Genomic DNA, 21114 nt, shown 5'->3' on the forward strand with positions numbered 1-21114 from the left:
CCGTTCCTCGTGTGCCGCTGTCCAGTTGACCTGGTGCGCCGACCCTGCGTCGGCGTCACAGCGTAGCGGTCATGATCTTCGCGCCCGCAGCCGATTCCCTTCTCGGGGACGAGGCCAGGCAAGATGGGGGCGTGACCCTCATCGATCAGCTGCCGCCGACCGCCGACCCCGACGCCCTGTACGAAGCCTTCGAGTCGTGGGCGCAGGAGCGCGGCCTCACCCTCTACCCGCATCAGGAGGAGGCACTGATCGAGGCGGTCTCCGGGGCGAACGTGATCGTCTCGACGCCCACCGGCTCCGGCAAGAGCATGATCGCCGCCGGCGCCCACTTCGCCGCCCTGGCCCGGGACGAGGTCACCTTCTACACGGCCCCGATCAAGGCGCTGGTGTCGGAGAAGTTCTTCGAACTGTGCAAGCTCTTCGGCACCGAGAACGTCGGCATGCTCACCGGCGACGCCTCCGTGAACGCCGACGCTCCCGTGATCTGCTGCACCGCCGAGGTGCTGGCCTCGATCGCACTGCGCGACGGCAAGAACGCGGACGTCGGTCAGGTCGTCATGGACGAGTTCCACTTCTACGCCGAGGGCGACCGCGGCTGGGCCTGGCAGATCCCGCTGCTGGAGCTGCCCCAGGCGCAGTTCATCCTGATGTCGGCCACTTTGGGCGATGTCTCCTTCTTCGAGAAGGACCTCACCCGCCGCACCGGCCGCCCCACCGCGGTGGTCCGCTCGGCGACCCGACCGGTTCCCCTCTCCTACGAGTACGAGCTCACGCCGCTCACCGAGACGCTCACCGACCTGCTGGGGAGCAAGCAGGCTCCGGTGTACATCGTGCACTTCACGCAGGCCCAGGCCGTGGAGCGGGCGCAGGCCCTGATGAGCATCAACATGTGCTCGCGGGAGGAGAAGGACCAGATCGCGGAGTTGATCGGCAACTTCCGCTTCACCACCAAGTTCGGGCGCAACCTCTCCCGTTACGTCCGGCACGGCATCGGTGTGCACCACGCCGGCATGCTGCCCAAGTACCGGCGTCTGGTGGAGAAGCTGGCCCAGGCCGGTCTGCTGAAAGTCATCTGCGGCACGGACACGCTCGGCGTGGGCGTCAACGTACCCATCCGTACGGTCCTGTTCACGGCGCTGACCAAGTACGACGGCAGCCGGGTACGCACCCTGCGGGTCCGTGAGTTCCACCAGATCGCGGGCCGGGCCGGCCGGGCCGGCTTCGACACGGCGGGGCTCGTCGTCGCGCAGGCGCCCGAGCACGTCATCGAGAACGAGAAGGCGCTGGCGAAGGCGGGCGACGACCCGAAGAAGCGGCGCAAGGTGGTGCGCAAGAAGGCGCCGGAGGGCTTTGTCGGCTGGACGGACAACACCTTCCAGAAGCTGATCGAGTCGGATCCGGAGCCGCTGACCTCGCGTTTCCGGGTGACGCACACGATGCTGCTGTCGGTGATCGCCCGCCCGGGCAACGCGTTCGAGGCGATGCGTCACCTTCTGGAGGACAACCACGAGCCGCGCAGGCAGCAGCTGAGGCACATCCGGCGGGCGATCGCGATCTACCGCTCGCTGCTCGACGGCGGGATCGTGGAGAAGCTCGACAAGCCCGACGCAGAGGGCCGCATCGTCCGGCTGACGGTCGACCTCCAGCAGGACTTCGCGCTCAACCAGCCGCTGTCCACGTTCGCACTCGCCTCGTTCGAACTCCTCGACCCCGAGTCGCCCTCCTACGCCCTCGACATGGTGTCCGTCGTCGAGTCCACCCTGGACGACCCCCGGCAGATCCTCGTCGCCCAGCAGAACAAGGCACGCGGCGAGGCCGTGGCCGCGATGAAGGCGGACGGCGTCGAGTACGAGGAGCGCATGGAGCGACTCCAGGACATCACGTACCCGAAGCCGCTGGAAGAGCTGCTCTTCCACGCGTACAACACCTACCGCAAGAGCCACCCCTGGGTCGGCGACCACCCCCTGTCGCCGAAGTCGGTGATCCGGGACATGTACGAACGGGCGCTGTCCTTCACGGAGTTGGTCTCCTTCTACGAGCTGGCCCGCACGGAGGGCATCGTCCTGCGCTACCTGGCCAGCGCCTACAAGACCCTCGACCACACCATCCCGGACGACCTGAAGTCCGAGGACCTGCAGGACCTGATCGAGTGGCTCGGCGAGATGGTGCGCCAGGTGGACTCCAGCCTGCTGGACGAGTGGGAGCAGCTCGCGAACCCGGAGGAGATGACCGCCGAAGAGGCCCAGGAGAAGGCCGACGAGGTCAAGCCGGTCACCGCCAACGCGCGCGCCTTCCGGGTCCTGGTCCGCAACGCGATGTTCCGCCGCGTGGAGCTGGCCGCCCTCGACCAGGTCGAGGAACTGGGCGAGATGGACGCCGAGTCGGGCTGGGACGCCGACGCCTGGGGCGAGGCGATGGACAAGTACTGGGACGAGTACGACGACCTCGGCACCGGCCCCGATGCCCGCGGCCCCAAGCTGCTGGTCATCAAGGAGGAGCCGGAGAACGGACTCTGGCGCGTCCGCCAGATCTTCGACGACCCGAACAGCGACCACGACTGGGGCATCAGCGCGGAGATCGACCTCACGGCCTCGGACGCCGAGGGCCGTGCCGTCGTCCGCGTCACCGATGTCGGCCAACTCTGAGCCGCTGCCCACAGGTTGCGAGCCAAGGAGAATCCCACCGATGACGAACCCGGCCGAGAGACTGGTCGACCTGCTCGACCTGGAGCAGATCGAGGTCAACATCTTCCGTGGCCGAAGCCCGCAGGAGTCGCTGCAGCGGGTCTTCGGCGGCCAGGTGGCGGGCCAGGCACTAGTCGCCGCGGGCCGCACCACGGACGGCGACCGCCCGGTGCACTCGCTGCACGCGTACTTCCTGCGCCCGGGTCGCCCGGGCGTCCCGATCGTGTACCAGGTGGAGCGGGTCCGCGACGGCCGGTCGTTCACCACGCGCCGGGTCACGGCCGTGCAGCAGGGCCGCACGATCTTCAATCTGACCGCCTCCTTTCACATGCCTGAGGAAGGACCGTTCGAGCACCAGCTGCCGCCGGCCCGTGAGGTGCCGGACCCGGAGTCGCTGCCCACGGTCACCGAGGAGATCCGCAAGCATCTGGGCGCGCTGCCGGAGCAGCTGGAGCGGATGGCGCGCCGCCAGCCCTTCGACATCCGTTACGTCGACCGGCTGCGCTGGAACGCCGAGGAGATTCGGGGGGCCGAGCCGCGCAGCGCCGTGTGGATGCGCGCGGTCGGACCTCTCGGTGACGACCCGCTGGTCCACACGTGCGCGCTGACCTACGCCAGTGACATGACCCTCCTGGACGCGGTCCGGATCCCGATCGAACCCCTGTGGGGTCCGCGGAACTTCGACATGGCCTCGCTGGACCACGCCATGTGGTTCCACCGGCCGTTCCGCGCGGACGAGTGGTTCCTGTACGACCAGGAGTCGCCGATCGCCACCGGCGGGCGCGGTCTGGCTCGCGGGCGCATCTACGACCTGCAGGGGCGTCTGCTTGTCTCGGTCGTCCAGGAGGGCCTGTTCAGGTCCCTGTAGCCATCGGGGGGCCGGGGTCCGTGTCGGCGTGGTTCAGGTCCGCGCCGACCGGTGGTCTCTCCGCCGCAGCCAGGCGCGCAGACCGCGGTCGGGCTGCGCCGGGGCCTGGTCGGCCCGGCGATGCCGGCGGCGGGCCGCGGACGACGCGGGCGGCCGCGCCACCGAGGCCCCCTGCCCCTCGCACGCCCGGGTCACCGGCTCATCCATCGGTCCGGTCGGTCCCAGCAGCGATCCACCGTTCGGCTCGGGGGGTCCCAGAAGCGGCCCGCCGTTCGGCCCGGGCAGTCCCACAAGCGGCCCACTGGTCGACCCGAACGCTCCGGACACCGGCCCGCTCTGCGACTCGGACGCTCCCGCCACCGCCCCGCCGTGCGGCTCGGGCGCCCGTGCTGCGGCCGGATCCTCGCCGGGCTGCGACGACGCCCCCGCCGTGGGTTCCACAAGTCGCGTGACCGTGGCGGCCATCGGCGGAATGGGGTGTGCGGCCACGCGCAGGGTCGGTGCGGTGCGGCGGGCGGCCGGACGCGGTGCCGGGAAGACGGTGCAGGCCTCCTCCAGCAGGTGGGTCAGCTCGCTGCGCAGCCACTCGATCTCGTCCGCGTCCTGCGCGATCGCGATCCGCTCGGCCAGGTGTGCGGCGGGCGATCCCGGAGTGCCCAGAGCGGGTGGCGCCGGCCGGAACCGGTTCAGGTAGGAACGCGCGTACGGATCCTTGACGACGTCGGCGATGTCGACGGGCGGGAGGAAGGCCGCCACGGCTCCGGCCCGGGCCCACGGCTGCTCGGCCTGCCGCAGCAGGAATCCGAGATGGCGTCCCCGCCAGTTGCGGGCGCGCAGGTCCACCCCAGCGGCGAGCTGGCCGCGCAGGGTCTCGGGTGTGCGCCCCTTGAGCAGGGGCGCGTTCTTGGTGTCCGACGTGAAGGTCCGCAGGTCGTCCGCGAGATACAGCCAGACGACGGCACGGTAGCGGTTCAGATACCACTTCGCCGGCACGAGCAGGCCCAGCCGGGCCAGGCGGGTGAACCGCCCGGCGGGGATCTCCATGAGCGCGGCGCCTGCCGTCGTACCCACCACCCGCACACGGTCGAGCAAAGCTTCGGGATGGCCCTCCTGTGCGCGGAGGCGGTCGATCTCCGCGCGCTCCACCCTCCGGTCTCCTCCCCCGCCCTCGTCGGGCACGGTCCGGATGTGGCCGAGATGGACGGCGAGGTCGAACTCACCACGCTTGAGGCCCAGTTCCCGGGCAGCGTGGCTCGGCGTGCAGGTGGCGGGCCGGGGCGGGCTGAAGGTGTCTGCCGACATGGCGTATCCCCCGTGGAGTCGTCAGCTCACGCCGTGTGCGTGCGCCGTGCACACACCGTAGCCAATCCGGCCCTGTTGATGCCGGGCCTGTGGATAACTCCGCCGCCACCGGAGAACCCGCAGGTCAGACGTCTGCGATCGGGCTTCGCTCCGGCTGCCTGGCGTCGACACCGAGGTGTTCGCCGACGCGGTTGACCAGCAGGGTCATCTCGTAGGCGATCTGGCCGATGTCGGCCTCCGCGCCGCTGAGCACGCACAGGCAGCTGCCGGTGCCGGCCGCGGTCACGAACAGCACGGCGTCGTCGTACTCGATCATGGTCTGGCGGACCCGGCCCGCACCGAAGTGGCGTCCCGATCCCTTGGCCAGGCTGTGCAGCCCGGACGCCACGGCGGCCAGATGCTCGGCGTCCTCACGGCGCAGGCCCGTGCTCGCGCCGGTGACCAGCCCGTCGTTGGACAGGACCAGCGCGTGCCGCACGTGGTCCACCCGCTCGGCCAGATCGTCCAGGAGCCAGCCGAGTCCCTGGTTCTGCGCCATCTCCGTCTCCCCGTGTGATGTCTCCCCCTGGCTGGAGGAACTCCCCGCCAGCCTTCCCCACCACCGGCGTCCGGGCAAGGAGGATGGGCGCATGGCACAGAAGATGACCGACGAGGAATGGCGGGCGTTCGTCTCGGACGGCACCCGCACCGGCAAACTGTCCACCGTTCGCGCCGATGGGAGCCCCCATGTGGCCCCGATCTGGTTCCTGCTGGACGGCGACGAACTCGTCTTCAACACCGGTCAGGACACCGTGAAGGGGCGCAATCTGGCCCGTGACGGACGGGTCGCCCTGTGTGTGGACGACGATCGGCCGCCGTTCCACTTCGTGGTGCTGAACGGCCGCGCACGGCTGTCGGAGGAACTGGACGAGGTGCGTCACTGGGCCACCCGGATCGCCGCCCGGTACATGGGCGAGGAGCGCGCCGAGGAGTACGGCGCCCGCAACGGCGTTCCGGGTGAGCTGCTGGTCCGGGTCAGCATCGACCACGTGGTGGCCGTGAGGGATCTGGCGGCCTGAGCGGCGGGCTCGGCCTCAGCCGACCGAGTCCAGGAGGCGGGCGGTGTGCATCCGTCCGGCGTACTCGACGAGCCGGATCAGGACTTCCTTGCCGGAGTCCCGCTCCCTCGCGTCACACAGCACCACGGGTGTGCCGGGGTCGAGGTCGAGGGCCCGGGAGACGTCCTGGGCACCGTAGGAGCGGGCTCCCGCGAAGCAGTTGACGGCCACCACGAACGGGATACGCCGGTGCTCGAAGTAGTCGACCGCGGGGAAGCAGTCCTCCAGGCGCCGGGTGTCCGCGAGGACGACGGCGCCGAGGGCTCCCTGGGACAGCTCGTCCCAGAGGAACCAGAAGCGGTCCTGTCCCGGTGTGCCGAAGAGGTAGAGCGACAGGCCGGAGCGGATGGTGATGCGCCCGAAGTCCATGGCGACGGTGGTGGTGGTCTTCTGGTCCACGCCGTCGGTGTCGTCCACCAACTGCCCCGCCTCGCTGAGCAGTTCCTCGGTGCGCAGCGGCCGGATCTCGCTGACGGCCCCCACCAGGGTCGTCTTGCCGACACCGAACCCGCCGGCGACCAGTATCTTCAGGGCCAGGGCGGAGGTGTCGCCGACGGCGTCGGAATGCTCGGTGACCATGATCACTTCTCTCGGGAGGGCCGGCAGTGGTCAGCGTCCGCCTGCTGTGGCGGTGAAGCCGGCATCATGACAACGACACCGCTTCTTTGGGCCGTTGGATCGAAACGCACCTGATGTGACCGACTCTCGCCCGGACGGAGTCGCCACGCGTGCGGATCGGGATGCGACGGGTACGGACCGGATTGCGGCGCGGCGGACGGCGGGTTCGGAACATTCATCTAGAGCGCTCGCAATCCCGCGATGACCTCGCGCAGAATCCGTTCGTCGGGCAGGTGTGCCGGGGGCACGGGACGGCTGATGACCACACAGCCGAGTTCCAGGAGGTCGCCGAGGAGCACCCGGACCACACCGACGGGGAGGTCCGCGTCCGCCGCGAGTTCGGCGACGGACTGTGTCTCCGTACGGCACAGCGCTGTCAGGGTCCGGTGTTCGGGGCCGAGCGCGGTGTCGTCGTCCAGCGCCGGTGCCGCGGGGTCGAGGGTGACGAGCGAGATGAGGTCGAAGCGCACCCCGGTGGGCCCCGGCTGGGTGCGCCCGCCCGTCATCGCGTACGGCCGGACCAGCGGACCGGCCTCGCCGTCGTACCACTGGCTGCCCGGCTCCCACGGGCCGCCGGTCTGGTTCTCGGTCATTCATGCCGCCTTCGCCGGGTCATCCGGCTGCGGGCGGCTGCGCGGCGACACGCGGCGCGGTGTACAGGTGCTCGCCCACCCGCTTGACCAGGCGCGCCATCTCGTAGGCGACCAGTCCGATGTCGGCGGTGACGGCGGTGAGGACGGCGAGGCAGGAACCGTCGCCGGCGGCGGCCACGAAGAGGAACGCGTCGTCCATCTCGACCATGGTCTGCCGCACGCCGCCCGCTCCGAAGTGCCGTCCCGCGCCCTTGGCGAGGCTGTTGAAACCGGAGGCGACGGCCGCGAGGTGCTCGGCGTCCTCCCGGGCGAGGGCGGTGGAGGCGCCGACGGCCAGCCCGTCGTTGGAGAGCACGACGGCATGCCGTACCTCGCTCACGCGCATCACCAGGTCGTCGAGCAACCAGTCCAGTTCGCCGGAGCGCTGGCCGGCCCTCGTGTTCGGGTCCTGGATCATGCCGGGTCTCCTTCGCTGCTGTCACTGCCCGTCCGGGGTTCCTGGGCTACGCCGCGGCCGGGCACTCCGCCGCCGCGAGCCCAGCCGTCGCGGTAGGCCGCCATGCGGTCCCGCACCAGCTCGGGGGTACGCCGTTCGTCGTCGTGCCGGGCGGTTTCCGGTGCCTGGGCTTCGGGGTGTCGCCGGAGCTGGGGGGCGAGGCTCGCCTGGCGCACACGGCGTGGGAGGTCGTCGTCGGTCTCGGAGTCGTCGGGTGGTCGGTGCAGCCTCAAGGCGGTGACTCCGGGGGGCGGGCTTTCGTCGACGGTTCCGTACGGGTTCGGCTCGTCGGCGGCGCCGGGGGCTTCGGGAGGGGTAGCCGCGAGGGCGGGCCGGTCCGACCGTGCGGCGACGGCTTCCTGGTGCGAGGGGGCGCCCGGTACGCGCGCGTACGCGCGTTCCTGCCGGGGACGGGCCCGCTCGTCGTGGCGGGAGGCGCCCTCCGGCGCGCCGCTGTGGAGCAGGGCGGTCGGTACCAGGACGACGGCCGTGGTGCCTCCGTAAGGGGAGGTCCTCAGGTGCACCTTGATGGCGTGCCGGGAGGCGAGCCGGCTCACCACGAAGAGGCCGAGCCGGTCGCTGTCGAACAGGTCGAGGGCCTCGGACTGTTCGATGCGGCGATTGGCCTCCGCGAGGGTCTCGGTGCCCATGCCGAGACCCCGGTCCTCGATCTCGAGGGCGTAGCCGTTGCCGACGGGTTCGCCGGTGACACGCACGCGTGTGTGGGGCGGCGAGAACTGGGCGGCGTTCTCGACGAGTTCGGCGAGCAGGTGGGTGAGGTCGGCGACGGCGGCTCCGATGACATGGGCCTCGGGGAGCTGGCGTACCTCCACGCGCGCGTAGTCCTCGACTTCCGACACGGCGGCCCGTACGACGTTGGTCAGGGACACCGGCATGCGCCAGGCCCGGCCGGGAGCGGCGCCGGAGAGGATGATCAGGCTCTCGGCGTGCCGCCGCATACGCGTGGTGAGGTGGTCCAGGCGGAACAGGTCACTCAGTTCGCCGGGGTCGTCCGAGCGGCGCTCCATGCTGTCCAGGAGGCTGAGTTGGCGGTGGACCAGTACCTGGCTGCGGCGGGCCAGGTTGACGAAGACGCCGGAGATGCCGCTGGCGAGTTCGGCGCGCTCCACGGCGGCGCGCAGGGCGGCACGGTGGACGGTGGTCAGGGCTTCCGAGACCTGACCGGTCTCGTCCTCGGCGGGTGGTCCGGCGGGCGCCTCGGCCTGGATGTCGATGTCCTCGCCCGCGCGCAGTCTGCGCATCGCTTCGGGGAGTTTGCGGCGGGCGATCTCCAGGGCGTCGTTGCGCAGGCTCACGAGTTCGACGACGAGAGCGCGTCCGATGCGGACGGAGATGACGAGCGAGGTGCCGACGGCGGCGAGGCCCAGGAGCACGGCGGCGCCCGCGGGGCTGAGCAGGCCGTGCGTGACCGGATCGGCTCGGCCCGCGACGGCCCGGCCCGTGTCCGCCGCGATGTCCCGCATGCCGTCCCGCACGCGCGCGTGGGCGGCGCTCCAGGCGGCCTGCGGTGCCGCTTCGGCCGGTCTGGCGCCCGGTCCGGTGGCGAGGATCTTGTCCTCGGCGGCACCGAGAGCGGTGTAGGAGTCGCTGTCGGACAGTTCCCGCCAGGCCGCGCGCTGGGCGGCGGGCAGATCGGCCACGGCCGTCTCGGTGAGGGCGCGGCGCGCGGCGACGGCCGCGCCGAACAGCCGTAGTCGCTCGCCCTGCAGCTGCCCGGCGGTCCGGGCACTGCCGAGGACGGTGTCCTCCTGGGCGAGTGCCTCGGCGGCCCGGCTGAATTCGAGCAGCACGCGCGCGTCGGAGCCGACGTCGGCCTGCTGGATGCCGGTGAGGGCGCCGTCCACGGCGAAGGCCGCGCCGATGGTCTTCGTGTACTGCGTGTACGCGGTGTCCCAGCCGGCCTTGTGGTCGAGTACGGCCGTACGCAGTGCGCGCAGGTGCGTGGCGCCGGTGACGAACGCGCCGAGGCGCCCGGAGACACCGGCAGGCAACTCCTCGCTGTCGGCGACGGTGTTGTCGCGGCCGAGTCGCAGTGCGGCGACGGCCCGGTCGGTGCGGGCTTCGAGGCTTCGCAGGTCGCCGGCGTCGGCCGCGCCCGGTGCGCCGGCGTAGCGCACGGCCGCGGTGCGCTCGGCCTGGAGGGCGGCGACGGCCGCGGCCACCGGGGTGCGCAGTTCGGTGTCGACCCGCTGGGACTGCCGCAGCCGGGCGACGTCCTGGGCGGTGGTGACGGTCGCGTACGCCCACAGGGCGAGCAGGGAGACCACGGGCACCATCAGCAGGCTGACCACCTTGGCGCGCACGGTGCGGGGGCGCAGGTGCCGGCGGCTTCCACGCGCGCGTGCCGTGGCCGCTGGTATGCCGAGCGGGCGGTCGGCGCCCTCGTCGGCGGGCGGTCCGGCGTGCGCGCGACGGCCTCGTGGGGGGTGCGCCGGGGCGCCGGCTTTCGGGGCGGTACGGGGTGGGCGCATGGCCTCCTCGCTCGGGACGTGGGTCGGGGCGCTCGGGCCGGGCTCCCGCTAGCGGGCGATGCTCTCGACGGGCCGCTGGGCGGAGGCGGAGGCCTCCCGCTCGCCGGCCGTGGGTGAGAGGGCGACGAAGGCCGAGGTGATGAACAGGTAGGACCCGAGGCCGACAGCGAGGGGGAAGATGAACTGCATCGCCGTGGCCCCGGGCAGGGTTGCGCCGGAAGGGTCGACACGCACGCTCACCGCGAACATCCCGGTGTAGTGCATGCTGCTGACGGCCGCTCCCATGACGAGGGAGGCGGCGGTGACCGCGAGGGGGGACTTGATGTTGAGGCCGGCCCACAGGGCGGCGGTCGCCGCCACGACGGCGATCAGCACCGACACTCCGACGAGAACGGGGTCGTACCTGATGTCGCCGTGCAGCCGGACCGCCGCCATGCCCAGGTAGTGCATGCTGGCGACGCCCAGCCCGGTGGTGAGACCGCCGAGGAGGAGCGCCCGGTTGCGGTCGCGGCTGTAGCCGACGGCGAAGACGCCCGCGCAGACGACGACCATGGCGACAAGGAGGCTGAGGACGGTCAGCGGCACGTCGTAGCGGATGTCGGTGCCGCTCACCCGGAAGCCGAGCATGGCGACGAAGTGCATGGTCCAGATACCCGTCCCGATGGCGGAGGCCGCGGTGACGAGCCAGTTGCGGCGCGAGCGGCCGGTGGTGGCGAGCGCGCGGACGGTGCAGCGCAGTCCGAGCGCGGCGCCGGTGCAGGCCATGACGTACGACAGTACGGGGGTCAGCCAGCCGAAGGCGGCGTGGTCCAGGTGTCCCATGGCCACGGGACGCTAGGGGGCACGGGCGCACGAAGGGGGCGCGTTTCGAAAGCTGTTGGAATATGACACACAGATGCGCCGGAACGATCGGGTCCGGCCCGAACATGTGCGCCTACATGTCCCTCGGGTCGGTGAGGAATCATGCGGAACATGAGCGACGACCACACACATGTCCAGGAGTTCTTCACCACGCGCGCGGCCGGCTGGGACAGCAAGTTCCCCGACGACGGCCCCGCGTACGCGGCCGCCGTCGGCGATCTCGGGCTGCGACCGGGCGACCGCGTGCTGGACGCGGGCTGCGGCACGGGGCGTGCCCTTCCGCCGCTGCGGGCCGCCGTGGGGTCGTCCGGGGTGGTGTTGGGTGCCGACCTGACCCCGGCGATGCTCGGTGCCGCCGTGCGGGCGGGCCGGGACCGGCACGGGCGGCTGCTGGTCGCGGACGTCGCCGCGCTGCCGCTGCGGTCCGCATCCCTGGACACCGTGTTCGCGGCCGGTCTGATCGCGCATCTGCCGCGACCGGAGGAGAACCTGCGGGAGCTGGCCCGTGTGGTGCGGCCCGGCGGAAGGCTCGCGCTATTCCATCCCATCGGGCGCGCGGCCCTGGCGGCGCGGCAGGGACGGCAGATCACCCCCGACGACCTGCGGGCCGAGGCGAACCTCGGCCCGCTGCTGTCCCGTTCGGGATGGAGCATGACGTCGTACGCCGACGAGGACGCCCGTTTCCTCGCGCTCGCGGTGCGCGAGGACTGAGCGACGTATCGCGGAAGGCCGGGTGGGTCAGTCCCTGCCGGCGACGGCCGCTGCGAAGGCGTCGGGGTTGTCGAACATGACGATGTGCCCGGCGCCGGGCACGGTCACCACGCGCACCCCCGCCGCTCCCAGGCCCTCCCGGCCCCGCAGTTCGCCGCTGTCCGCGACGCCACCGGCCGCTGAGTGCCCCGGCGCCACAGCAACAGCCGCCCGCTGCTCACCGCGTAGGTGCCGTGCGGGGCCAGTTCGGGTGCAGGGGTGCGGTCCCACGGGAACTCGTACGTCGCACCGCGTCGTTTCTCTTCTGCTGCGGAAGGTCCAACCCTACGTTGAGTGGCAGCAGATGAGCGATCGACGACGGCCCCGTTCCGGGGGGTAGGGTGGTCCGCATGTTCGGCCGGATACGCAAGATCGCCACCAGGCTCCACGACTCCACGCAGAACCAGCCGGCGGGCACCACGGAGAGGCGCACGCACAACTTGTTCGAAGCGGCAGCCACCTATGTCGTCGCCCGTGCGGAGGACGATCAGGACCGGATCGAGGAGGCGGCGGCCTGGGTGTCGCCGGAGGCGCTGTCGTTCGGCGTGAGCGAACTCGCCTGCCGGGCGGTCGTCGCCCTGGCCCGGGAGCGCGGCGAGGCTCCGGCGGCGGTGGCCCGTGATCTCCTCGGGCTGCCCACGGACTGAGGAAGACCCTCGTCCATGTGGCCGTTTCGCCCCCGTCCAGGCGGAAACCTGCAGGTCCGCGTGGTGTGAGGAGTCGTGACAAGCGGCTTCCGCTCGCACTAGGGTGCGCGCCGATGGACGAACCACTGGAGGCAGGGATGGCCAGGACCGACGATGAGGCCGTCGCCGCCGCGGACGATGCGCTGTACGTGCTGACGGCGGTGCTGCTGACGCCGGCGCAGTTTCCGAGCGTGCTGGGCGACGACTATCCGGAGGCGTGCGCGGTGCTGGGACTCGCGCCCCTCGCCGACGGGTACGGCCTGGTGCTGGGCCAGGACGGCGAGGGCGCCCGCTGGACGGTCGTCATCGACGACGTCTCGCTGGTCGCCGTGGCGATCGCCTCCTGGGACTGCGGCATGGAGTACGAGCTGTCTCCGGACGAGCACGCCGTCGTCACCGCCCTGCCGGGCTGGCCTCTGGCGGTCGCCGTCGCGGCTCCGGGCGTCCCCGCCCCGCACGACCCCGCTCCGGAACTGGCGGACCGGCCCGCGCTGAGCCCGCCGGACACCAGCTCCTGGGGGCCGCCCCAGCGCCGCCTGGGCGCCGACGAGATAGCGCTGCAGTGGGCGTCGTGGCGGGAGCAGATCAACGACGCGGAGTTCTCCGTGCCCGAGGGCGAGCAGAAGCCGGAGGAGCAGGAGAAGACCGAGGAGTCGTCGCCGGAGAGCGAGAGGGGCGTGCCGCACAGCGGCCACCCGGGAGTCAGGCGGGTACTGGCGGAGGCTCGCGCCTACGTCGACGCGCCGCCGCCGCTCGGCCGGGTCCGCTCGTCGTTCGCCCCGGGTGACGCGCGTACGCTGCGCGCCGACGGTCCCGGCTGGTCAATGGTGGCCCGCACCGACGACATCGCCTTCGTCCTGCTCGACGAGGAGCCGGGCGAGGTCCTGCCGGTGGGCCGCGGCCTCGAACTGCCGGGCCTGCTGGAGGCACTCGACAAGATGGCCGTCCGCCCCATCTGAGCCGCACGACACCACGACCGGCGCACGCCGAGGGCCCGCTCCTACGACTCGCCGCCCGAGGCAGGACGACGGCACGGTCGGCGCGCCGACCTCCCCTGGCCGTACGGTCATCGGCAGCCCAGACCGCTCACCGTACGGCTCGCCGCCCGAGGCCGCCGATGACCGTACGACCGCGATCCGAGACCCCACGCGAAGCCGCCTCTCGCAGCCGGAGCCCTCGGCCGGACGGCCCCTCGGCACGGGCTCCGAGGGGGCACGGCCTCCGCAGGCGCCCCGGCGAGCCTCCCCTCGTCATCCGCCGCCGCGTCAGCGGCCGAGTTCCTTGCGGGTGACCCTGCGCAGCCTGCGCCGCTGCGAGGGGTCCAGCGCCAGATACGCGGCCACCGGAACCCCGACCACGATCAGGAACGACACCCACCAGGGCAGCCAGATCAGCAGGAGCAGCCCGACCGCCACACCCCCGACGGCGATCTTCGCGTTCTTGGACATGAGCGTCGCCTCCTTCGCGGCCACTGCCGCTCTCTGCTCTGAAAACGGCCCCCTGCTCCGTACGGTTCCGGAACTGGCCCCTGAGACAACCCCGAGACCCTCCCCTACTGGCTGAGACCGCCCCCTCTTTCGAACGGATTGTGAAGTGACCTGGATCACGATGCCAGTATGCCGGGGCCGCCCTCGTCGTGCTGTACCCTCGGCGACTCCGACCAAGTAGTCAAATTTGAGGAGTGCGCCAGAGCTGTGCAGACCATCCCGACGGCACCACCCTCCGAGCTCTCCGAACTGACCCGCTGCTGCACGGTGTTCCTGCCGTCCGACCCGCCTCGCACGGGCCGGATCGCCTTCTGGCGACGGGACGGCGGCGAGGGCCTGCCCGTCGTCGCCGGCGGCTCCCCTGCGGAGCTGGACATCGCGATGCCCACGGCGGACGGCGGCGTCGAGCCGGTCCGTACGCCCGTGCTCCTGCTGCCGGTGCGCGATGCCCTGCCGTTGCTCACACGCGCGCGTGCACTGCGGCAGGGGCATCGCTCGGCCGGCTTCTGGGGCGCCGCCTGCCAACTCGCGCTGGCGTTCCTGGCGCGCGGCCTCCTTCTGCCGGGCCTGTCCCCCGGCGATCACGACGCCTGGCGGGTGGGCCCGCTGTCCGCCCGGGACGCGGAACTGGTCCGCGAGGTCGCCGCCGCCATGCCACCGGAGGCCCATGCGGTACCGCTCTCACCCGAGGGACCGCTCCTGCTGCCGGACCCGGAGCGGCTGCTGCGCGCTTTCCTGGACGCGGTCGCCGACGTACTCCCGCGCTCGCCCGCCGCTCCGTCGGTGACCGGCGGCCCCGCGTACACGGTTGCCGAGCCGCAGCGGTTGCCCGCCCTGCGGGCGTGGGCCGACGACATCGCCGCCGGCCAGGACGCGGGCGTACGCCTGTCCCTGCGCGTGGAGGTCTCCGGGCTCGACGACGCCGGACCGCGGGACGACGCAGCGCCCGGGTTCCGGGCGGTGCTGCAGGTGCACGGCGCGAGCGGGGCCGCGGACGTCATCGATGCCGCCGCGCTGTGGGCCGGTGCGGGAGCCGTGCGCGCAGCGCCCGGTCCACGCGCGCGTGCGGACGCGTTGCTGGCCCTGCGCCGCGCCGCCCGTGCCTGGCCGCCGTTGACACCGCTGCTCTCCGCCGCCGTACCCGACGCCGTCGCCCTCGACGACGACGAGGTCGCCGAACTGCTCGGTGAGGGCACACGGGCCCTGGCCGCGGCCGGGGTCGACGTGCACTGGCCGAAGGAACTGTCGCGCGAGCTCACGACGTACGCGACCGTCGGGCCGCCGGACGGCGGCACACCCGCTCGGCGGGATGCCGCGGCGCCCTCGTCGTTGCTCTCCTCGGACGCCACGGTCGCGTTCCGCTGGGGGTTCGCGCTGGGCGGGCGGGAGTTGTCCCTGCAGGATCTGGACCGGCTCGCGGAGGCCAAGCGTCCCCTGGTGCGGTTGCGTGACGGGTGGGTCCTGGTGGACCCGCTGCAGGCGCACCGCGCCCGGGCCCGCCGGAACCGCGCCCTCTCCCCCGTGCAGGCGCTGGCCGCCGCGCTGACCGGCTCGGCGGAGGTCGACGGCCGTCGGATCGACGTGCGCTCGTCGGGGTGGCTGGAAGGGCTCAGGGAGCGGCTCACGGACACCGGGGCGGCATCCGCTGTCGAGCAGCCTGCGGGGCTGGCCGCCACCCTGCGCGACTACCAGCTCCGCGGCCTCGGCTGGCTCGCCCGCATGACGGCCCTCGGCCTGGGCGGCTGCCTGGCCGACGACATGGGCCTCGGCAAGACGGTCACGCTGATCGCGCTGCATCTGCACCGGCAGACGGACGCCTCCACCGCCGGTCCCACGCTCGTCGTCTGCCCTGCCTCCCTGCTCGGCAACTGGCAGCGCGAGATCGAGCGGTTCGCTCCCGGTGTACCGGTGCGCAGGTTCCACGGTGCCGGACGCGCTCTCGGATCGGTCACGGCCGGGGAGTTCGTCCTGACGACGTACGGCACGATGCGCCTGGACGCCGAGCGGCTGGCCGCCCCGCGCTGGGGCATGGTCGTGGCCGATGAGGCACAGCACGTGAAGAACCCCCGTTCGGCGACCGCGCGGGCATTGCGTTCCCTCGGGGCACACGCGCGCGTGGCGCTCACCGGCACCCCCGTGGAGAACAACCTCACCGAACTGTGGGCCATTCTCGACTGGACGACCCCCGGCCTGCTCGGCCGCCTCGGCACCTTCCGCGCCCGCTACGCGCAACCGGTCGAGGGCGGTCTCGATCCCGCCGCCGCACAACGTCTCGCGGGGCTCGTCCGGCCGTTCCTGCTGCGACGGCGCAAGTCGGACCCGGGCATCGCCCCCGAGCTGCCGCCGAAGACCGAGAGCGATCATCCGGTGGCCCTCACGCCGGAACAGGCAGGACTGTACGAGGCGTTGGTGCGCGAGACGCTGGACGGGATCACGGCAGCCGACGCCATGGCCCGCCGGGGCATGATCGTGCGGTTGCTGACCGGCCTGAAGCAGATCTGCAATCACCCGGCGCAGTTCCTCCAGGAGGACGAGCCGCGGCTCGTGGGCCGGTCGGGCAAGCTGGAGCTGCTCGACGAACTCCTCGGCACCATCCTCGCGGAGGGCTCGGGAGTGCTCGTCTTCACCCAGTACGTGCGCATGGCCCGCCTGCTCGAACGACATCTGGCCGCCCGCGGGGTGCCCTCGCTCCTCCTGCACGGCGGGACCCCGGTGAGTGCGCGCGACGAACTGGTCCGACGCTTCCAGGACGGCGAGGCACCGGTGTTCCTGCTCTCCCTGAAGGCGGCCGGAACGGGCCTGAACCTGACCCGGGCCGAACACGTCGTGCACTACGACCGCTGGTGGAATCCGGCCGTCGAGGCGCAGGCCACCGACCGCGCGTACCGCATCGGGCAGACGCGGCCGGTGCAGGTGCACCGGCTGATCGCCGAGGGAACCCTGGAGGACCGCATCGCCGACCTGCTGGACCGCAAGCGGGAGCTGGCGGACACGGTGCTCGGAACCGGCGAGGCCGCACTGACGGAACTGACGGACGCGGAACTGGCCGCGCTGGTGGAGCTGCGCAAGGAGGCACGATGAACCTCTACGACGACGAGCACGGCCGTGAGGCGGGACGCACTCTTGCCGCACTGCCACCCGTGCGTGGGCGTGGATTCGCGCAGAGCTGGTGGGGTCGCGCATGGCTGCATGCCTTGGAGGACGCGGCCTTGGACGGGGCCGCGGTCAAGGCGGGCCGCAGGCTCGCACGCGCGGGCGCGGTGGGCGCGGTGACCGTGCGACCGGGGCGGGTCACCGCCGTCGTACGCGGCCCGGGAGGCGCAGCACACCGGGCCGATGTCCTCGTGCCGCAGCTGTCCGAGGAGGGGTGGCGGCGGTTCCTGGACGTGGCCGTGGCGCAGGCCGGGTACACGGCAGCGCTCCTCGACGGGGAACTGCCGCCGCTTCTGATCGAGGACGCCGCGGTCGGCGGCATCGAGCTTCTGCCGGGCCTGGGCGATCTGGAACCCGAGTGCGGCTGCGGGACGTGGGACCACTGCGGGCACACCGCCGCGCTGTGTCACCAGGTGGCGCGGCTCCTGGATGCGGATCCGTTTCTGCTCCTGCTGATGCGCGGGCGCGGGAGGGATGCGTTCCTGGCGGAGCTGCATGTGCGCGGTACGGCACCCCGCACGGAGGCCTCCCCGTCCGTGACCGGGGGCGTGGACGCGGCGGAGGCGTGGGCGGCCGGGGACATCCTGCCCGGGCTGCCCGAGTTGCCCGGACTCCCGCAGGTTCCGGCCACGCCGCCGTCCCTGACCGCCGGGACGGCTCCGGCGCCCGGTGTCGATCCCGTGGCGCTGGAACATCTGGCGGGCCGCACGGCCGTGGAGGCGTACCGGATCCTCGCGGAGGTCCTGCGCCCGGGTGCGTGGGACGGCACTGCCCGCACGGGCGCCCGGGATGCCGTACGACTCGCGTGCGGAGCGCCCTCGGACACTGTCGTCGAGCGGCTCGCCGAGCGGTCGGGCCGCGGCCGCGAGGGGCTCGCGACGGCTGTCCGTGCCTGGCGTGCCGGGGGCGCGGCGGCCCTGGCCGTGCTCGACGAGGAGTGGCAGGTGGAGGGCGTGGCACTGGCACGCGCGCGTGCGGCGCTCGAAGCGGCCTGGGAGGCGGACGAGCGGCCGGCGTTCCACCGCAGCGGAAATCGGTGGACCGTCCCGGGCGGAGGGGTTCAGCTGCGCCTCGGCCGGGACGGCCGCTGGTGGCCGTATCGTGAGGAGGGCGGGCGCTGGACCCCTGCGGGCGGGCCGGACCCAGATCCGGCGACGGCGCTGGCCGCGGCGCGGCACGGCGCCGATCCGGAGCCGGAAAAGGGCTGTTGACGAGCCGTCACCGTGAAATCGCCGCGATCCGATGAACGGCCGCCGCCGGCTGTTCACCCCGCGACCTCACGACGTTCCTCCTGAGGGCCAAATCTGGCCGCTGTCAACGAACTTGTCCTCAGGAGGCCCGATGTCCCCGCGCACCGCCGGCCGGCGCCGCGTTCACCGTTCCGTCGCCACGGGCCTGCCCCTGGCCCTGTCCGCCGTCCTGGTGGCCGCGGGAACGGCCACGGCGGCGCCGTCCCGGGACGCCCGCGTCATCCGCACGGCGACGCTGGGCGAGATCCCGCTCGGCCCGTTCAGCAACGCGCTGCTGCCCGGCAGCGTCGACGACGACCACGGGGTGAAGCTCGGGGGCATCGGCAGTGACATCTACCCGGCGGGACACCAGGGCGAGTACTGGACGGTGACCGACCGAGGCCCCAACGGGCAGATCAAGGTGAACGGCACGAAGCGCCGTACGTTCCCGGTGCCGGGATTCGACCCGGCGATCGTGAAGATCCGGGTCTGCGGCGACACGGTCCGGGTCATCGACGCGATCCCGCTGACCACCTCCTCCGGAAAGGCCGTCACGGGGCTGCCCGACCAGAAGAGCCGTGACGAGGCGCCGTACACCTACGACGCGCAGACGCCGCTCTCCTACAACCCGGACGGCCTGGACACCGAGGGCATCGTGCGGGCCGACGACGGGACGTTCTGGCTCGTCGACGAGTACGGCCCCTCGCTCGTACACGTCTCCGCGCGCGGGAAGGTACTCACCCGGTACGTGCCGAAGGGGCTCGGGCCGACGGGCGCGGACTACCCGGTGGTGGAGGCGCTCCCGTCGGTCTTCCTGCACCGCAAGATCAACCGGGGGTTCGAGGGGCTGGCGCAGCTGCCCGGCGGTGATCTGGTGCTGGCCCTGCAGAGCCCGCTGTCACTGCCGGACGCCGGTGCCGGGAACGCCTCGCGCACCACGCGGCTGCTGCGCTTCTCGCCGGACAAGGAAGCCGTCACCGCCGAGTACGCCTACCGGTTCGACCCGGTGGACGTGGTCGATCCGGGCGAGGACGACACCTCCGAACTGAAGATCTCGGCGGTGACGGCCGTGGGTGGTGACCGGCTGCTCGTCGAGGAGCGCACGGACAAGGCGGCCCGGCTGCAGCTGGTCGAGCTGAAGCGGCCGTCGAGCATCCTGGGCGGCCCCTGGGACGACGACACGACGTCTCCGTCCCTGGAACAGCTGGACGATCCGGCGTCCGCCGGCGTGCCGGTCCTGGCCAAGCGGCTCGTGGTGGATCTGAACAAGGTCGACGGGGTGCAGCAGAAGGTCGAGGGCATCGCGCGCGTGGACCGCGACACCCTCGCCCTCATCAACGACAACGACTTCGGGATGACCGACGGCGCGGGCGCGTTCGACGCGCAGGGCCGACTTGTCGACAGCGGGATCAGGGCGACCGTGACGTACGTCCGGCTGCCCGAGGAACTGTGACGCCCCTGGACCGGTCGGTCCGGAAAGTGGACTGAAGGAGGGCCGGGTCGGCGGCGCGTGCCGCAGCCCGGCCTTCCTCGTGTTCAGCCCCGCGCCCCCAGCAGGTGGTCCATGGCGAGCTGGTCGAGGCGTTCGAAGGCCATGCCGCGCGCGGCGGCCGTGTCGACGTCGAAGTCCTCGAAGGCCGCGCGGTCGCCGAGCAGGGCCTGCAGGCCGTCGGCCGCGGTCGGCTGCGCCAGCTGGTCCAGGCGCGAGGCACGCAGCGCCTCCTGCGCCTCCGGGTCGGCACGGAAGGCGGCGGCACGCTCCTTGAGAATGAGGTAGTTGCGCATGCAGCCCGCGGCGGATGCCCATACGCCGTCGAGGTCCTCGGTCCGCGGCGGCTTGAAGTCGAAGTGCCGCGGGCCTTCGTAGCCGGCGCTCTCCAGCAGGTCGACCAGCCAGAACGCCGCCCGCAGGTCACCGGCTCCGAACCGCAGGTCCTGGTCGTACTTGATGCCGGACTGGCCGTTGAGATCGATGTGGAACAGTTTGCCCGCCCACAGGGCCTGGGCGATGCCGTGCGGGAAGTTGAGGCCGGCCATCTGCTCGTGCCCGACCTCGGGGTTGACGCCGTACAGCTCGGGGCGCTCCAGGCGCTCGATGAAGGCCAGCGCGTGGCCGACGGTGGGCAGCAGGATGTCGCCGCGGGGCTCGTTCGGCTTGGGTTCGATCGCGAACCTCAGGTCGTAGCCCTGGGAGGTGACGTACTCGCCGAGGAGGTCGAAGGCTTCCTTCATGCGGTCCAGCGCGGCACGCACGTCCTTGGCGGCACCGGATTCGGCGCCCTCACGGCCGCCCCAGGCGACGTACGTCTTCGCGCCCAGCTCGACCGCGAGGTCGATGTTGCGGATCGTCTTGCGCAGCGCGTAACGGCGCACGTCGCGGTCGTTGGCGGTGAACGCTCCGTCCTTGAAGACGGGGTGCGTGAAGAGGTTCGTGGTGGCCATCGGGACGGTCATGCCGGTCGCGTCCAGTGCCTGGCGGAACCGCTTGATGTGCGACTCCCGCTCGGTGTCGGAGGACCCGAAGGGGATCAGGTCGTCGTCGTGGAAGGTCACCCCGTAGGCGCCCAGCTCGGCCAGGCGCCGGACCGTCTCGACCGGGTCGAGGGCGCGGCGGGTGGCATCGCCGAACGGGTCCCTTCCCTGCCAGCCGACGGTCCACAGGCCGAAGGTGAACCTGTCCTCAGGGGTGGGCTGGTAGCTCATGGCGCGGCTCCTTGCTGCGTTGCGACTATTTCGTCATGGCCGTTTACAAATTAGTATGCGCTCGCACCTCTGGGAAGAGAGCAAGATGTCTTTGT

Annotated in this window: 18 protein-coding genes and 1 pseudogene; 9 read left to right on the forward strand and 10 right to left on the reverse strand. The window is 72.1% G+C overall.

Annotation, left to right across the window (positions count from 1 at the left end; genetic code table 11):
• Positions 1 to 131 precede the first annotated feature (131 nt).
• Both ACWC94_RS11690 and ACWC94_RS11695 read left to right on the forward strand, forming a co-directional pair.
• Positions 132 to 2645, forward strand: coding sequence for a DEAD/DEAH box helicase (locus ACWC94_RS11690; protein WP_450796339.1), 2514 nt, complete (start codon positions 132 to 134; stop codon positions 2643 to 2645).
• Between the two features lie 40 nt (positions 2646 to 2685).
• Positions 2686 to 3552: an acyl-CoA thioesterase gene (locus ACWC94_RS11695; RefSeq protein WP_450796340.1), complete on the forward strand. Its 867-nt coding sequence runs from the start codon at positions 2686 to 2688 to the stop codon at positions 3550 to 3552.
• Positions 3553 to 3585: 33 nt separating this feature from the next.
• Here the strand turns inward: ACWC94_RS11695 and ACWC94_RS11700 are convergent, their stop codons facing one another.
• Both ACWC94_RS11700 and ACWC94_RS11705 read right to left on the reverse strand, forming a co-directional pair.
• Positions 3586 to 4854, reverse strand: coding sequence for a DUF6397 family protein (locus ACWC94_RS11700; protein WP_450796341.1), 1269 nt, complete (start codon positions 4852 to 4854; stop codon positions 3586 to 3588).
• Positions 4855 to 4978: 124 nt separating this feature from the next.
• Positions 4979 to 5392 (reverse strand): roadblock/LC7 domain-containing protein, encoded by a 414-nt coding sequence (locus tag ACWC94_RS11705; RefSeq protein WP_450796342.1) that lies wholly within the window; start codon positions 5390 to 5392, stop codon positions 4979 to 4981.
• Between the two features lie 91 nt (positions 5393 to 5483).
• Here ACWC94_RS11705 and ACWC94_RS11710 point away from each other — a divergent pair, with 91 nt between their 5' ends.
• Positions 5484 to 5912, forward strand: a complete 429-nt coding sequence (locus ACWC94_RS11710; RefSeq protein WP_450796343.1) for a PPOX class F420-dependent oxidoreductase — start codon at positions 5484 to 5486, stop codon at positions 5910 to 5912.
• 15 nt (positions 5913 to 5927) lie between these two features.
• Here the strand turns inward: ACWC94_RS11710 and ACWC94_RS11715 are convergent, their stop codons facing one another.
• The 5 genes from ACWC94_RS11715 to ACWC94_RS11735 form a co-directional block, all read right to left on the reverse strand.
• Positions 5928 to 6530: a GTP-binding protein gene (locus ACWC94_RS11715; RefSeq protein WP_450796344.1), complete on the reverse strand. Its 603-nt coding sequence runs from the start codon at positions 6528 to 6530 to the stop codon at positions 5928 to 5930.
• Between the two features lie 218 nt (positions 6531 to 6748).
• Positions 6749 to 7162, reverse strand: coding sequence for a DUF742 domain-containing protein (locus tag ACWC94_RS11720; RefSeq protein WP_450796345.1), 414 nt, complete (start codon positions 7160 to 7162; stop codon positions 6749 to 6751).
• A gap of 19 nt (positions 7163 to 7181) precedes the next feature.
• Complete coding sequence (locus tag ACWC94_RS11725) at positions 7182 to 7619, reverse strand: roadblock/LC7 domain-containing protein (RefSeq protein ID WP_450796346.1); 438 nt, start codon at positions 7617 to 7619, stop codon at positions 7182 to 7184.
• A complete protein-coding gene (locus tag ACWC94_RS11730; protein WP_450796347.1) occupies positions 7616 to 10150 on the reverse strand; it encodes a sensor histidine kinase in 2535 nt (844 codons plus the stop codon). Before ACWC94_RS11730 ends, ACWC94_RS11725 begins: the two co-directional genes overlap by 4 nt.
• A 48-nt stretch (positions 10151 to 10198) precedes the next feature.
• Positions 10199 to 10972 (reverse strand): MHYT domain-containing protein, encoded by a 774-nt coding sequence (locus tag ACWC94_RS11735; RefSeq protein ID WP_450796348.1) that lies wholly within the window; start codon positions 10970 to 10972, stop codon positions 10199 to 10201.
• 150 nt (positions 10973 to 11122) lie between these two features.
• On the opposite strand from ACWC94_RS11735, the gene ACWC94_RS11740 reads away from it, so the two are divergent.
• The gene (locus ACWC94_RS11740; protein WP_450796349.1) at positions 11123 to 11722 is read left to right on the forward strand and encodes a class I SAM-dependent methyltransferase; all 600 of its coding nucleotides are present in this window, start codon (positions 11123 to 11125) and stop codon (positions 11720 to 11722) included.
• A gap of 27 nt (positions 11723 to 11749) precedes the next feature.
• On the opposite strand, the pseudogene ACWC94_RS11745 reads toward ACWC94_RS11740, so the two are convergent.
• Positions 11750 to 11881 (reverse strand): annotated as a pseudogene (locus ACWC94_RS11745) (alpha/beta fold hydrolase); the annotation flags it as partial.
• 230 nt (positions 11882 to 12111) lie between these two features.
• Here ACWC94_RS11745 and ACWC94_RS11750 point away from each other — a divergent pair.
• The gene (locus tag ACWC94_RS11750; RefSeq protein WP_450796350.1) at positions 12112 to 12408 is read left to right on the forward strand and encodes a hypothetical protein; all 297 of its coding nucleotides are present in this window, start codon (positions 12112 to 12114) and stop codon (positions 12406 to 12408) included.
• Between the two features lie 137 nt (positions 12409 to 12545).
• A complete protein-coding gene (locus ACWC94_RS11755) occupies positions 12546 to 13406 on the forward strand; it encodes a hypothetical protein (RefSeq protein ID WP_450796466.1) in 861 nt (286 codons plus the stop codon).
• Between the two features lie 306 nt (positions 13407 to 13712).
• On the opposite strand, the gene ACWC94_RS11760 is transcribed toward ACWC94_RS11755, so the two are convergent.
• The gene (locus tag ACWC94_RS11760; RefSeq protein ID WP_450796351.1) at positions 13713 to 13895 is read right to left on the reverse strand and encodes a hypothetical protein; all 183 of its coding nucleotides are present in this window, start codon (positions 13893 to 13895) and stop codon (positions 13713 to 13715) included.
• 246 nt (positions 13896 to 14141) lie between these two features.
• Here ACWC94_RS11760 and ACWC94_RS11765 point away from each other — a divergent pair, with 246 nt between their 5' ends.
• From ACWC94_RS11765 to ACWC94_RS11775, 3 genes are all read left to right on the forward strand, one after another.
• Positions 14142 to 17015: a DEAD/DEAH box helicase gene (locus tag ACWC94_RS11765; RefSeq protein ID WP_450796352.1), complete on the forward strand. Its 2874-nt coding sequence runs from the start codon at positions 14142 to 14144 to the stop codon at positions 17013 to 17015.
• Positions 17012 to 18298 carry an SWIM zinc finger family protein gene (locus ACWC94_RS11770; protein WP_450796353.1) on the forward strand — a complete coding sequence of 429 codons (1287 nt, stop codon included), beginning with the start codon at positions 17012 to 17014 and terminating at the stop codon, positions 18296 to 18298. Before ACWC94_RS11765 ends, ACWC94_RS11770 begins: the two co-directional genes overlap by 4 nt.
• 130 nt (positions 18299 to 18428) lie before the next feature.
• Entirely contained in the window at positions 18429 to 19769 is a 1341-nt protein-coding gene (locus ACWC94_RS11775) for an esterase-like activity of phytase family protein (RefSeq protein ID WP_450796354.1), read from the forward strand.
• An 83-nt stretch (positions 19770 to 19852) separates the two neighbouring features.
• Here the strand turns inward: ACWC94_RS11775 and xylA are convergent, their stop codons facing one another.
• The gene (gene xylA / locus ACWC94_RS11780; RefSeq protein WP_450796355.1) at positions 19853 to 21019 is read right to left on the reverse strand and encodes a xylose isomerase; all 1167 of its coding nucleotides are present in this window, start codon (positions 21017 to 21019) and stop codon (positions 19853 to 19855) included.
• Positions 21020 to 21114 lie beyond the last annotated feature (95 nt).

The sequence above is a fragment of the Streptomyces sp. NPDC001135 genome (genome assembly GCF_053598395.1).